The organism is Pseudomonas sp. LB3P81, from assembly GCF_054897965.1.
This window is the reverse complement of record NZ_JBUBVG010000001.1, coordinates 889,595-904,223: the sequence shown is the minus strand read 5'-3', so window position 1 is coordinate 904,223 and position 14,629 is coordinate 889,595. Positions and strand designations below refer to the sequence as shown.

Here is a 14,629-nt window from a genome sequence, read left to right as displayed (position 1 = left end):
CGCCAACACGGCGCCTACAGAAGTGCCGAGAGAATTCATACAGGCAGCAGGATAAGTCCTACATATTTTTTGGAGGAGGGTGAATAGGATTGCCGCCCTTTAACGTCCCACTCCGCTGTCGCATGACGCCGGGTGGGGCGGTTTGCAAAGAACACTCTGCTGTTTGCCCAGGAGCTTCCATGTCTGTCAGTCCGACCTTCGCAGTTTCACCCCTTGTGCGCTTGATCAAACTTGCTACGTTCACGCCATTACTGCTGATCAGCCCTACAGGCCTGGCGCAGACCATTGTTGATGGCACGCCGCTGACCATCGGTGCCAACGCGCCACGCGACGATTATGTGGTGCGCAACGGCGGCAACCTGACGGCCAACGACGCCAGAACTTCACAGATTCGCGTCGAGACCGGCTCCGGTCTCCAACTCAACAACACTCAGGTTACTGCCCTGGCAGGGACCATTGGCGTGGACCTGTCCGCCAGCGAGGCGGTGATTGCCAATAAGAGCACAGTCGTCAGTACCACCACCGGATTACGCCTGGCAAGCACGCCCAGCGGCGGCTCGAAGGCGACCGTCAACGACAGTGAAATCATCGGTGGGAACGTGGGTGCCAGTCTCAGCGCCCAGAGTCAACTGATCCTCGAAGCGGGTGCCAAAATAACCGGGAGCAACGCTAACGGTGTGGGTATCCGCAGCTTCGGCGGCCAGATTTCCGCCACGGACAGCACGGTGACCGGCGGGCTAAACGGTATCAGCATACTCGCCGACCAGAACCTGCCCGCCGACAACGCGTTGATCCTCGAAAATTCCCGTGTCGAAGGGTTGAGCGGCTCGGCAATCGTCATTGATGGGCAGACCCAGACCAACACCGAGCGGGTGAACATCGAGGTCAACAACGGCTCCACATTGGTGGGCGGCAACGGAATCCTGCTGGAGGTCAAGAATGGTGCAGGGGCCAATTTCGCCGCCGCCAATAGCCATCTGGTTGGCGATATCGTGGTCGAGGCCGGTAGCAGCGCCGACGTCCTGCTCGACCGATCCGCGACGCTGACCGGCCGTCTGGAGAACGTTGAAAACCTGACGATCAATAACGATGCGCGCTGGGTGATGGTGGGTGATGGTCAGGTAAAAAACCTGACGCTGAATGGCGGTGGCGTCCAGTTCGGCAATCCGGGGCAGTTCTTCAAATTGTCGTTGGATACGTTGTCCGGTGCGGGCGGCACGTTCTACATGCACAAGGACTTCAACACGGGCCAGGTCGACACCCTCACTGTTGCCGGAGAGGCAACAGGCAACCATTTGGTAGCGCTCGATGCCAGCGGTACCGAGCCGGTAGGCGCGGGATCCGTACCGGTTGTGCACATCGGTAGCGGCGATGCGACCTTTGCCTTGAAGGGCGGCCTTGTAGACCTGGGGGCCTATTCTTATGACTTGATCAAACAGGGCAATAACGACTGGTACTTGAACACCGCTTCACGCGTGATCAGCCCTGGCACCCAATCCGTAATGGCGCTGTTCGACGCCTCACGGACAGTCTGGTATGGCGAGCTGAGCAATTTGCGCACCCGCATGGGCGAAGTGCGCAGGGACGACACCAAGGCCGGTGGCTGGATTCGCACCTATGGCAACAAGTTCAATGTCGACGCCAGCTCCGGCGTGGCTTATCAGCAAACCCAACAAGGCCTGTCGTTCGGTGCCGATGCGCCGTTGCCGATGGGAGATGGGCAATGGCTGTTCGGCGTGCTAGGCGGTTACAGCGAGTCCGACCTGGACATTAGCGGTGGCACGACCGGTGAAGTCGACAGCTACTATCTGGGTGCCTATACCACTTGGCTGGACAAGCAGAGCGGTTACTACTTCGACGGCGTGCTCAAGTACAACCGCTTGCAGAACGAGTCCAACGTACGACTCAGCGACGGTACGAAGACCAAAGGCAATTACGACACCAATGGTGTCGGTGCCTCCCTGGAATTTGGCCGTCATATCAAGATGGGTGACAACTATGTCGAACCCTACGCCAAACTGGCGAGTGTGGTTTTTCAGGGCCAGAGCTATGACCTGGATAATGGCCTGAGCGCAGACGGCGATCGCAGCCATTCGCTGCTGGGCGAGTTGGGTGCCACGGTGGGGCGCAACTTCACCTTGGGCGAGGGCAAAGTGGTGCAGCCCTATGTGCGCGCCGCTTATGTGCATGAATTCGCCAAGGGCAACGACGTCGAAGTGAACGACAACCGCTTCACTAACGACCTGTCAGGCTCACGTGGTGAATTGGGTGTGGGCGTAGCGATGACGTTGACCGATAAGGTGTCGCTGCACGCGGATTTCGATTACAGCAATGGCAAAAAGATCGAACAGCCGTGGGGTGTGAATGCCGGATTTCAAATGAAGTTTTAATCAACTGACTTGATAACGCCTGCCAGGGACGGTGGGTGCATCACCTGTTCAAGGTTCTTTTATAGCGTGGGGAAGGTGGCCCCGAGTGAGGGCTGATACTTCTTCGTGCCTGATCCCGGGAGTCATGTTCATGGTCACGTACAACACCCAGCAGCGCTCATTCGATCCAACGGCGCCCAAGCCTGAAGTGGAGGGGTTGCTTCCCGATGTTCCGGGCGGTGAGCTTGGCTTGCTTCCGGAAGCATTGACCCGCGCTGACCTTAAAGTCTGGTTCACCGTACCGCCGCTCTCCAACCCGACTCTCTGGGAGGAGAAGTATGAGTTGTTTGTGGATGATGATTCGGACGCGATTGCTACGCGATACTGGACAACCCCCATCGCCGATTCAGACCGGTACCTGGTGTTGCCCAGTCAATGGCTGCGCAACAATGACGGACAACACCGGACCTATTACAAGACAACCATTTATAACGGGGCAGAGAACTACTCCTTTGATCTGGTGATGACGCTGGATACCAAGGCGCCTGTTTTGGCGGCCGACAGCAAACTGATTTTCCCTCCCGAAGTTTCACCCCCTCCTAAACAAATCACTGCGCGTTACCTCGAACAGCCCGAGAACCAGGATCAAGTATTGGCCAAGCTGCCCGACTACTCCACGCGTCGCCCGGGAGACCGCATCGTCTGGTACTTCGGCGAACACCGCGGTGACGCGAACGAGGGCGGTGTCATCGTGCTGGACAATACAAATTATCTCCAACCGGTGGTGGTGGTGATTACCGGCTCGCTGTTGCGCGAGCGCGGCGACGGTCTGCGTTACGCGTTTTATCGCGTCTGGGATCGTGCGGGGAACGTCAGTGTTTATTCCGAGCCGGTCGAGGTGGATGTTGCTGCCACGCCGATACCCCGCGTGTTGCCCTGGCCCTCTGTCGACAAAGCTGCGGGCACCGGTCAACAGCAAACCCTTGATCCGCTGGAGGACCCAACGGGCGCAGTCGTGGTCATCCCCGAGACAGCGATTATCTATCCGGATGAAACGGCTTGGGTGCAATGGGGAGTGCCGGGCACTGTGGGGGCGCATAAGGCATTGGTGCCGATAAACGCCGGGGAACGCCGTTATGCCATTCCGATGCGATCCGTGGCTGCGTTTATCGGTAAAACGCTGCCGGTGTCTTATTTCGTCGTTGAGAACGGCAAGGATTTGCCTTCTGAAGAGCGCCAGTTGTCTGTCAAGACACTGCCGATAAACCGTCTACCCACGGTTCAATGCGAGAACCTAAGCGGTGGGAGTTTGAGTTACGCGAGGATCCCGACAACAGGCGCGCGAGTGAATTTGGCCGCCTGGACCTTGATGACGACAGATCAACACCTGGAAATCAGGATATATGGCGTCCCTAGGATGGGGGGCGAAACTTACTATCCAGCGGTAAGGCCCCGCGCGGTTCTACCAGCGGAACTCACCAGCGGTATCAGAGCCGAGCCTGTGCCCAAGGCATTTTTTGACAGTCTTCAGCGCGATACGCCGCTGTCTTGCAAGGTCTACGTCAGCTTCGATGGTGGCGCTACCTGGCCGCCACTCGCGGCGCCTAACTTCCCTTTGTTGCAGTTGACGTTTACCGATTGACCGCTGATGGACAGCGGTCAATGCGGATGAGCCCTAGTTATAGGTGAGGGTGAATTTCAAGGCGCCTTTGGCACTGCCCGGCCTGACATCCGCGGGGGCAGCGGTCTGGTAGAAACGCGCCGTGAAATCCAGAACGGTATCGCCCGCGATGACTTTTTGCAGCGGGATTTCCGTATTGAGTTCCAGCGGAGTCGAGCCGTCGGCTTTCATGATCTGGATGCCTATGCCTTCTGCGACGGAATCCGGTGTGAGGCTGAATACCCCCGGAATGGGTGGAGTGACCGGCAACGAGCCGCCACTGCCCTCGAAACGAATGTTGACCATGGCGATGTTGACGTCACCGGGATCCGCGACACAGGAACTCAAGGTGATGTTGAACGGGACCGCGGTTGTCGCATAGCCCGGGGCGCTGAAATCGGCGATATCCCAGTCCCCAAGCGGGACGGGATCGTGGCTTACCCTGTTACTGCCGCAATGCGCCTGAATCACTGTACCAATGATGCCTGCACTGAATGCTTTGTCGGAGATTCCGCTGAAATATCCGCTGAACAATTCGCCACTCAAGGTCTGCGGGCCAGGCGCTATGTCACCGGTTTTTATCAGCGTGACATCACTTTCCATGACTGAAAATCGCAACGGGGTTGCCCCCATCGCGCGTTGATGGGTGGCGGAAAAAGGCACCGTTGGATCGCCGGTGTCGGGAACGAATGAGTTGGAGGCCGAATTATCGAAGGGGAAACGCAATTTGATTCTGGCGCCCACGCCGGGAACGTTGGTTTGCAGAACAGTATGGGTCGCACTATGGGGGCCGAAACCCGGCAATGCGCTCTGCACGAATGGCACCGTGGTTTGCGCGTTGAACAGCAGCGTTGCAGTGCTGTCGTTCTCGCACAGCACGGAGCCGCCATTGCTGCTTGCCCGGACAAATTGCGTGGCCGGGCCGATGGCCCGTCCGATCGGGGCATCCTGCGGCACATAGAGGGTCCTCACATCCAACGTGAAATTCATCCCGGCAGGGCCCGAATATTCACAGGTGTTGGGCGCGGCCATGCTCAAGGGAACGTGGCAACTGGCAGCCAGGCCCAGTAGCCCTGCCAGCCGGTAAGCGGTTACTTTCATCTGTTCTTTCCTGCTGGGACAGGCTGAATTGAACACTCTCCTGTCCCTCTGAGTGAGTGAAGCAAGGGGAGGGTCAGCCACACGTCAATTGCTGCATCCGGTAACCTTGCGCCTGATCCATCTGTTGCGGATCGACGAACAGCCGGCATTGTGGCTCGGAGTCTTCGCCCCATTGCACGTTCAGGGTCTGCGCTTCGGGGCCGGTCGAGACCATGACCTGGCCCGCCTGGCCGACGACGCCGATCACCTCGCCTTGGGCGTTGCTCACCTGCGCGCCGAACGGCAGGGGTTGACCATCGACTGTATGGCCTGTGATGACCAGTCGACTGACCGAACGCGCCGCAAAAGTCGCCTTGACCACCGCACCGCGCCGGGGCACGAGTTGGGTGGTGCCGTTATCGATTTCGACCTCAGGCCCCAGTTGATCGGTTTGCAGTTCCATGCGGTTGACCCGGTAGGGCCGCAGATACGGCACCAACGCGTAACCCTGCTCGCTGGTCCTGACACCGGTGGCATTGACGACACCGACACCGGCGATACCTGGCACTTCTACCAGTGCCGAGGTCTCGCCCAGGTAGGGGCCGAGTTCGATGCCATCGGCGTGCATCAACACCGCTCCGCTGGCGTTGACCGACACGTTGCGATAATCGCTTGCTTGAGTGATCCCCGCACCGACGCTGCCCTTACCGGTCTGATAGCCGAGCGACAGGGCCAGGGCTTGTTGGCGACCGTCGTCTTCGTTACTGACGGCGGCACGATAATTGAGACGGTTGTCATCGGCATTGCCGCTGAGGCTGGCGCGCTGGGTGTATCGATCGCCCGAATGCTGGACATCGAACGTCGCTGTCGCGGAGTGGCCGAAGTCCAGCGGCAGGGTCACGCTCAGCCCCAGCAATCGGTCGTTGTTGCGCGAGTCGCTCAATGATTGCGAGGCAAACAGGTTGTAGCCCACGCCTCGATGATGGGTGTTGAAATTGAACTGGAACTGGCGCTGGACTTCGGAAGTCTGCCAGTAATCCTGCTGGGACAATGTCAGGCTCAAGGAGCTGCGCACGCCGACATTCTGGTAAACCGATGCTTCCAGCCGGCTACGGCGACTTCCGCGAAATCGCGTATCCTGGCTGCGCTGTTGGATCGCTTCGTCGAAATCCCGATAGCCTTCGGTGGAGTAGCGATAGCCCGCAAAACGCAAGCTGGTTTTCGACGCGAAAGACTTGCCGTACTTGACGGCATAACTGGAGCCCTGGAGATTGCCGACGTCCAGGGCGTCGATGTCCGCGCTCGACTGCGTGAGGTCGATGGCCAGCGCCCCGAGGGTTCCCAGGTCACGAGCCACGCCGAGGCTGCCGGCTCGATAAAACTCACTGGTCATCAGCCCGCCATAGAGTGTCGAGTTCCATACCGTGCCCATGGCCAGAGTGCCTTGCCACAGCAGCGGTTGTTCGAAATCGCCGGCACCGTTGTAGCGCCCCACGGCGCCGAGGGCAAAGAGATTGCATGGGTTTCGAGTGCGAAACTGCGATTGGACACGTTAAGCGGGAAAACCGATCAGTCGGGTATTTTGATGAACAAAGTGACTGTCGCAGCCGACGTTGGGACTTACAACGATCGATACGCAGTCACTGCGACCACACAAACGCCGCTCAAGGTTCTGGCAACTTTGTATTTCGAAACCCGGGGTTTGCGAGTCAGCGATTATCAACCACCCTACTTTTCCACGATAACAGTGTATCTGCTGGCGGTGGACGAGAACGGCAGCCCACTGGCCGGAGCAGATGTCGAGTGGAGCACACTCTTGTCTGTGCGTTTGTCGCAGACCCGAACCACTACGGATCAAGATGGCAAATCAAGCATTACGGCTACTGGTAGCAGTTCGCCTGGGCAAATCATGAACTCATATTCGATTCGGGCGACGGTCAACGGCATTGTGTACACATCGGCAGGTGTCTGGTTTGGCACTCCCGGTAGACCGTGATGCACGCGGTCAGCCAAATAACCCCGCCGCGATATTGATTGAAAAGCCCAATATCGCGGTGTTGAACAAAAAGCCGATCAGCGATTGCGCCAACACGATTTTGCGCAGTCCCCGAGTCGCCACTCCAACGTCCGACGTTTGCACCGCCACACCGATGGTGAACGAGAAGTACAGAAAGTCCCAGTAATTGGGTGTCGTCAAACCCTCGGCAAAACGTAGCGCCGGCTCCTTGCCGTCCCATGTGTAGAACAGACGGGCGTAGTGCACGCTGAAAATCACCCCGATCAGCAGCCATGAACCGATCACGGTCAGCGCGGTAAAACCGTAGTGCAGCAGCTTGCGAGTGGTTTCCAGGTCCTTGCTGCCGGCCAGTTCGAAAGTGATGGTCGCCAGGCTGGCAATCGCGGCGATGCACACCACGAACAACACCAACCCGGCGTTCTCGTCTTCGACCTCGGCAATACGCTTCACGTCTGGCGCTTTGGCGCGTGCGGTGAGCAGCAGCATCAGCAACAGATAAGTCCAGACCCCGGCGTTCCAGCCGAAGAGGATTTTGCTGATGATTGAGTCGGCCGGAGCCAGAATGCCCACCGCGACGCCGAGGGTGGCAGCGGCGGACAGGCGAGGGTGGGTGCGGGCGAGGAAGGGCATGTGAGCTCACAGAGGCAGAAGTCTCCCCACCATAGCCCAGGTAAACGCGCTTTTGTAGGAGCTGCCGAAGGCTGCGATCTTTTGAAATCAGGAAGACTACCGAAGGTCAAGACCAAAAGATCGCAGCCTTCGGCAGCTCCTACAGGGATTGGTGGTGATGGTTAGATATTTTTATGCCGTTTGCGCACCAGCTTCATCACCACCACAAAAAACACCGGCACAAACACCACCGCCAGGGTCGCGGTGATCATCCCGCCGATCACGCCGGTGCCGATGGCCTGCTGGCTCGCCGAGCTGGCGCCGGTGGCGATTGCCAGCGGCACGACGCCGAGGATGAACGCCAGCGACGTCATGACGATCGGCCGCAGGCGCAGGCGCGCGGCTTGCAGCGTGGCGTCGATCAGGTCGTGGCCTTCGTCGTACAGGCTCTTGGCGAACTCGATGATCAGGATCGCGTTCTTCGCCGACAGGCCGATGATGGTGATCAGCCCGACCTTGAAAAACACGTCGTTGGGCATCCCGCGCAAGGTCACCGCCAGCACCGCGCCGAGCACGCCGAGCGGCACCACCAGCAGCACCGAGGTCGGAATCGACCAGCTTTCATACAATGCCGCCAGGCACAGGAACACGATCAACAGCGACAACCCGAGCAAAATCGGCGCCTGGCTGCCGGACAGCCGTTCCTGTAACGACAACCCGGTCCATTCCTGACCCAAGCCTGCCGGCCCTTGCGCCACCAGTCGTTCGATTTCCGCCATGGCTTCACCGGTGCTGTGGCCCGGTGTCGGCTCACCGGAAATACTGATCGCCGGGTAGCCGTTGTAACGGGTCAATTGCGCCGGCCCCTGAGTCCATTTGGCCTGGACGAAGGCGGACAGCGGCACCATTTTTCCGCTGCTGTTGCGCACGTGGATCTTCAGCAGATCGGCGACCTGACTGCGCTGATCGCCTTCAGCCTGAACCACCACCCGCTGCATCCGCCCCTGATTGGGGAAGTCGTTGATGTAGGCCGAACCGACAGCGGTGGAGAGCACGCTGCCAATGTCGGCGAACGAAACACCCAGCGCATTCGCCTGTTTGCGGTCCACGATCAGTTGCACCTGCGGCGCTTCGGCCAAGGCACTTTCGCGCACGTTCATCAGAATCGGACTTTTCTCGGCGGCCGCCAGCAATTCGGTGCGCGCCTGCACCAGCGTGGCATGGCCGAGGCCGCCACGGTCCTGCAAGCGGAACTCGAAACCGCTGGAGGTGCCGAGGCCGTCCACCGGCGGCGGCAGGACCGAGAACGCCACGGCGTCCTTGATCTGGCTCAGCGCGATGTTGGCGCGGTCGGCAATCGAACTCGCCGAGTCGTCGCTGCCGCGATCTGACCAGTCTTTCAACGTGGTGAAAGCCAGCGCCGCGTTCTGCCCGCTGCCGGAAAAGCTGAAACCAAGAATCACCGTGCTGTCGCCGACACCGGGTTCCGTGGCGTTGTGGGCTTCGATCTGCTCGACCACCTGCACCGTTCGATTCTTGCTCGCGCCCGGCGGCAACTGAATGTCGGTGATGGTGTAACCCTGATCCTCCACCGGCAAGAACGAAGAGGGCAGACGACTGAAGCACAGGCCCAGACCGAGCAACAGCACGCCGTAGATCAACAGGTAGCGACCGCTGCGTTTCAGTGCATAGGCGACCCAGCCCTGATAGCGCTCGGTCAGTTGTTCGAAGCGCTTGTTGAACCAGCCGAAAAAGCCGCCCTTGGCGTGATGCTCACCCTTGGCAATCGGCTTGAGCAATGTCGCGCAGAGCGCCGGGGTCAAGGTCAGGGCGAGGAACGCCGAGAACAGGATCGACGTCGCCATCGACAACGAGAACTGCCGGTAAATCACCCCGACCGATCCCTGCATGAACGCCATTGGAATAAACACCGCGACCAGCACCAGGGTGATGCCGATGATGGCGCCGGTGATCTGCTTCATTGCCTTGCGTGTCGCCTCTTTCGGCGACAGGCCTTCGGTGACCATGATCCGCTCGACGTTCTCCACCACGACGATGGCGTCGTCCACCAGAATGCCGATCGCCAGCACCATGCCGAACATGGTCAGCACGTTGATCGAGAACCCCAGCGCCAACATGGTCGCAAAGGTGCCCATCAGCGCCACCGGCACCACCAGGGTCGGAATCAGTGTGTAGCGGATATTTTGCAGGAACAGGAACATCACCGCGAACACCAGCACCATCGCCTCGACCAGGGTGTAAACCACTTTGGTGATCGAGACTTTGACGAAGGGCGAGGTGTCGTACGGGATCTTGTATTCGACGTTGGCCGGGAAGTAGCGCGCCAGTTCATCCATCTTCGCCCGCACCAGGGTGGCGGTGCTCAGGGCGTTGGCGCCGGGCGACAACTGCACGCCGACGGCGGTGGACGGTTTGCCGTTCAGGCGCGTACCGAACTGATATTCCTGGCTGCCGATCTCGATCCGCGCCACATCGCCGATGCGCACGGTGGAGCCGTCAGGATTGGCCTTGAGCACGATGTCGGCAAATTCTTCCGGGGTCGACAGCTGACCTTTGACCAGAATGGTCGCGGTGATTTCCTGAGTGGTGCGGGTCGGCAAGTCGCCGATGCTGCCCGCCGAGACCTGGGCATTCTGCGCGACGATGGCGGCGTTGACGTCGGCTGGCGTCAGGCTGAAACCGATCAGCTTCTGCGGGTCGATCCAGATCCGCATTGCCCGTTCGGCGCCATACAACTGGGCCTTGCCGACACCGTCCAGACGCTTGATCTCGTTCATCACGTTGCGCGCCAGGTAATCACTGAGCGCCACGTCGTCGAGCTTGCCGTCAGTGGAGGTCAGGGTGATCAGCAACAGGAAACCGGCGGACACTTTCTCTACTTGCAAGCCTTGCTGATTCACCGCTTGCGGCAGACGCGACTCCACGACTTTCAGGCGGTTTTGCACATCCACCTGGGCCATTTCCGGGTCGGTGCCCGGTTGGAAAGTCGCCTTGATCGTGGCGCTGCCGAGGCTGCTCTGGGACTCGAAATACAACAGATGATCGGCGCCGTTGAGTTCTTCCTCGATCAGGCTGACCACGCTCTCGTCCACGGTCTGCGCGGAAGCACCGGGGTACACGGCATAGATTTCGATCTGCGGTGGCGCGACATCGGGGTACTGCGCCACCGGCAACTGCGGAATGGCCAGGGCGCCCGCCAGCAGGATGAACAGGGCAACCACCCAGGCGAACACCGGGCGGTCGATAAAGAACTGCGGCATAAAAAAGCGTCCTGCTTACTGACCAGTGGCCTGGGCAAGTGGAAGTGGGGAGTCGTCGATCTGCACTTTCTCGCCGGGCTTGGCGTGTTGCAGGCCCTCGATGACGATACGGTCGCCGGGCTTGAGGCCCGCGGTGACGATCCAGCGATCGTTTTGCACGGCGCCGAGTTCAACCGGTTGCTGGCCGACCCGTTGATCCGCGTCGAGCAACAGCACCTGAGCAATACCGGCGCTGTCACGCTGGATAGCCCGTTGCGGCACGCTGATGCCTTGCTGATTCACCGCTTGTTCCAGGCGCACCCGCACAAAGCTGCCGGGGAGCAAGTCGAGGTCCGGGTTGGGAAATTCGCTGCGCAGGATGATCTGGCCGGTGCCCGGGTCGACGGTGATGTCGGTGAACAGCAGCTTGCCCGGCAACGGATAGAGACTGCCGTCGTCCTGGATCAGCGTGGCTTTGGCCTGGCCCTGACCCACTTCCTTCAACTGACCGGAGCGGAAGGAGCGGCGCAGGTCGTTGAGTTCACGGGTTGATTGGGTGAGGTCGGCATGAATAGGGTTCAGCTGCTGAATCAATGCCAGCGGCGTGGTTTCGTTCTGCCCGACCAACGCGCCTTCGGTGACCAATGCACGGCCGATGCGCCCGGAAATCGGCGCGGTGACGGTGGCGTAGCCGAGGTTGAGTTTCGCCCGCTCCACGGCGGCCTTGTTGGCGGCGACCTCGGCGGCGGTTTGCCGTACGGCGGCCCGGGCGTTGTCGTAGTCCTGACCGCTGATGGCGTTGCCTTCGATCAACTGGGCATAACGCTGCGCTTGCAGGCGCGCCTGAAACGCATTGGCTTCGGCTTTTCGCAGTTCCGCTTCGGCGCTGTCCAGGTCAGCCTTGAACGGCGCGGGGTCGATGCGAAACAGCACGTCGCCTTTTTTCACATCGCTGCCTTCGTGGAAGACCCGTTGCAAAACGACGCCGGCGACACGGGCGCGAACTTCGGCAATCCGTGGCGCGGCAATCCGCCCGCTCAGTTCGCTGGTGATCGACAGGGGCCGGGCGTCGAGAGTTTCGATGCGCACGGTGGCCAATGGCGCCTGTTCTTCGGCGTTCGAGGACTTGTCACAAGCGCTCAGCGTCAACGCCAGTGCCAGCAGGCTGAGCTTGGCCAGCAGGTTCTTTGACATGTGAATACCCCAGTAATGAACTCCCGCATCCTACGGGCAGCCGACGAGGGTAGCGGTGAAGCTTTGTTGGTGCTGTGTGAAATTGTGTAAGGGTTTTGCTCAGGCGTGGGTGAGGGCGTATATCCTTCATGGCTTGAAATTTATTGCGCCTGTCAGGCAGTCATCGCGAGCAGGCTCGCTCCCACAAGGGATCTCATGTGGACACAAACATTGTGAACACCACTGAACCCCTGTGGGAGCTAGCCTGCTAGCGATGGCGGCATAACAGGCGCCACTGCACTTTCTGGAAACACCCATGCCCAACATTCTCCTGGTCGAAGACGACACCGCGCTCTCGGAACTGATTGCCAGCTACTTGGAACGCAACGGCTATTCCGTCAGCGTAATCAGCCGCGGCGATCACGTGCGTGAACGGGCGCGGGTCAATCCGCCGGACCTGGTGATCCTCGACCTGATGCTGCCGGGCCTCGACGGCCTGCAAGTCTGTCGCTTGCTGCGCGCGGATTCGGCCACGTTGCCAATCCTGATGCTCACCGCCCGCGACGACAGCCACGATCAGGTGCTGGGCCTGGAAATGGGCGCCGATGACTACGTCACCAAACCCTGCGAACCCCGCGTGTTGCTGGCCCGCGTTCGAACGCTGTTGCGCCGCAGCAGCCTCAGCGAACCGCAGACCGCCAACGACCGCATTCTCATGGGCAATCTGTGTATCGACCTGTCCGAGCGCACCGTGACCTGGCGCGAGCAACTGGTCGAGCTGTCCAGCGGCGAGTACAACCTGCTGGTGGTACTGGCCCGGCATGCCGGCGAAGTGCTGAGTCGCGACCAGATCCTGCAACGCCTGCGCGGAATCGAATTCAACGGCACCGACCGTTCGGTGGACGTGGCGATTTCCAAGTTGCGGCGCAAATTCGACGACCACGCCGGCGAAGCGCGCAAGATCAAGACCGTGTGGGGCAAGGGTTACCTGTTCAGCCGCTCCGAGTGGGAATGCTGAGGCGATGTTCAGAATCCTGTTTCGCCTGTATCTGGTGACGATCGTCTCGTACAGCGCGGCGATTTATCTGGTGCCGGACGTGGTGATCAAGGTCTTCCAGGAGCGGTTCGTCACCTACAACCTCGATTACTCCCGAGGGCTGCAAACCCTCATCGTCAAGCAGTTTCACGCCGTGCCCGAAGCGCAATGGCCGGCGCTGGCGGCCGAGATGGACGAGCAATTCAGTCCGCTGCACATCGTCCTGAGCCGTAATGATGACGAGGGCTTCACCCTGGCCGAACAGCAACGTTTGCAGCGCGGCGAGAACGTTGTGCGCATCGGCGACTGGGGTTGGCGCACGCTGGCGGTGGCGCCGCTGAACGCGCAAGTCGTGGTGCAAATGGTCGTGCCGCCGGACCCGCTGGACGTCAATTTGTTGTACTGGAGCATCAACGTGCTGATCGGCGCGACCATGCTCGCGTGCCTGTTGCTGTGGCTGCGCCCGCACTGGCGCGATCTGGAACGCCTCAAAGGCACCGCTGAGCGCTTCGGTAAAGGTCACTTGAGCGAGCGCACGAAGATCTCCGCCAGTTCCAACATTGGTAGCCTGGCCAACGTGTTCGACACCATGGCTGGCGACATTGAAAACCTGCTCAACCAGCAGCGGGATTTGCTCAACGCCGTCTCTCACGAACTGCGCACGCCGCTGACCCGACTGGATTTCGGCCTGGCCCTGGCGCTGTCCGACGACTTGCCGGCCGCCAGCCGCGAACGCCTGCAAGCGCTGGTTGCGCACATTCGCGAACTGGATGAGTTGGTGCTGGAGTTGCTGTCGTACAGTCGCCTGCAAAATCCGGCGCGGTTGCCAGAACGGGTCGACGTGTCGCTGGACGAATTCATCGACAGTATTCTCGGTAGCGTCGACGAAGAACTGGACTCTCCGCAAATCGTGATCGACGTGCTGCTTCATGGTCAGCTCGAACGCTTCAGCCTCGACCCGCGCCTGACTGCCCGGGCCATTCAGAACCTGTTGCGCAACGCGATGCGCTATTGCGAGAAGCGCATTCAGATTGGTGTTCAGGTGTGTGCCAGGGGCTGTGAGATCTGGGTCGATGACGACGGAATCGGCATTCCGGATGATGAACGCGAGCGGATTTTCGAGCCGTTCTACCGTTTGGACCGCAGTCGGGATCGAGCGACGGGCGGGTTTGGGCTGGGGCTGGCGATCAGCCGTCGGGCGCTGGAAGCCCAGGACGGGACGCTCACGGTCGAACCTTCACCGCTGGGCGGTGCGCGGTTTCGGTTGTGGCTACCGAACTCGGCCTGAATCAACGCAGAACCTGTGGCGAGGGAGCTTGCTCCCGTGCGACTGCGAAGCAGTCGTAAATCCTGCACTCGCGGTGTACCTGACTTAACGTCGGGGCCGCTTCGCGGCCAGCGGGAGCAAGCTCCCTCGCCACAGAG

9 protein-coding genes and 1 pseudogene are annotated in these 14,629 nt (G+C 60.1%); 5 read left to right on the top strand and 5 right to left on the bottom strand.

The features are described from left to right. The first annotated feature begins 179 nt into the window (after positions 1-179). The gene (locus ACYZTL_RS04065; RefSeq protein WP_461950692.1) at positions 180-2,390 is read left to right on the top strand and encodes an autotransporter outer membrane beta-barrel domain-containing protein; all 2,211 of its coding nucleotides are present in this window, start codon (positions 180-182) and stop codon (positions 2,388-2,390) included. Between the two features lie 130 nt (positions 2,391-2,520). Continuing rightward, positions 2,521-4,011 (top strand): hypothetical protein, encoded by a 1,491-nt coding sequence (locus ACYZTL_RS04060; protein WP_461950691.1) that lies wholly within the window; start codon positions 2,521-2,523, stop codon positions 4,009-4,011. Positions 4,012-4,044: 33 nt separating this feature from the next. Here the strand turns inward: ACYZTL_RS04060 and ACYZTL_RS04055 are convergent, their stop codons facing one another. Then, positions 4,045-5,130 (bottom strand): fimbrial protein, encoded by a 1,086-nt coding sequence (locus tag ACYZTL_RS04055; RefSeq protein ID WP_461950690.1) that lies wholly within the window; start codon positions 5,128-5,130, stop codon positions 4,045-4,047. Between the two features lie 73 nt (positions 5,131-5,203). Beyond that, positions 5,204-6,607: pseudogene (locus ACYZTL_RS04050) on the bottom strand (fimbria/pilus outer membrane usher protein); the annotation flags it as partial. A gap of 87 nt (positions 6,608-6,694) precedes the next feature. Between ACYZTL_RS04050 and ACYZTL_RS04045 the strand changes: the two are divergent. Beyond that, positions 6,695-7,105 (top strand): Ig-like domain-containing protein, encoded by a 411-nt coding sequence (locus ACYZTL_RS04045; RefSeq protein ID WP_461950689.1) that lies wholly within the window; start codon positions 6,695-6,697, stop codon positions 7,103-7,105. 9 nt (positions 7,106-7,114) lie between these two features. Here the strand turns inward: ACYZTL_RS04045 and ACYZTL_RS04040 are convergent, their stop codons facing one another. The 3 genes from ACYZTL_RS04040 to ACYZTL_RS04030 all read right to left on the bottom strand — a co-directional run bounded on the left by ACYZTL_RS04040 (position 7,115) and on the right by ACYZTL_RS04030 (position 12,189). Further along, positions 7,115-7,756, bottom strand: a complete 642-nt coding sequence (locus ACYZTL_RS04040; protein ID WP_461950688.1) for a DUF1345 domain-containing protein — start codon at positions 7,754-7,756, stop codon at positions 7,115-7,117. A gap of 161 nt (positions 7,757-7,917) precedes the next feature. Next, positions 7,918-11,016 carry a multidrug efflux RND transporter permease subunit gene (locus tag ACYZTL_RS04035; protein WP_461950687.1) on the bottom strand — a complete coding sequence of 1,033 codons (3,099 nt, stop codon included), beginning with the start codon at positions 11,014-11,016 and terminating at the stop codon, positions 7,918-7,920. A gap of 15 nt (positions 11,017-11,031) precedes the next feature. Next, positions 11,032-12,189: an efflux RND transporter periplasmic adaptor subunit gene (locus ACYZTL_RS04030; RefSeq protein WP_461950686.1), complete on the bottom strand. Its 1,158-nt coding sequence runs from the start codon at positions 12,187-12,189 to the stop codon at positions 11,032-11,034. Positions 12,190-12,484: 295 nt separating this feature from the next. Between ACYZTL_RS04030 and ACYZTL_RS04025 the strand changes: the two genes are divergently transcribed. Continuing rightward, on the top strand, positions 12,485-13,186 hold the full coding sequence (locus ACYZTL_RS04025) for a response regulator (RefSeq protein ID WP_084321554.1): 702 nt from the start codon (positions 12,485-12,487) through the stop codon (positions 13,184-13,186). A gap of 4 nt (positions 13,187-13,190) precedes the next feature. Further along, complete coding sequence (locus ACYZTL_RS04020; RefSeq protein ID WP_461950685.1) at positions 13,191-14,492, top strand: ATP-binding protein; 1,302 nt, start codon at positions 13,191-13,193, stop codon at positions 14,490-14,492. Positions 14,493-14,629: the final 137 nt, after the last annotated feature.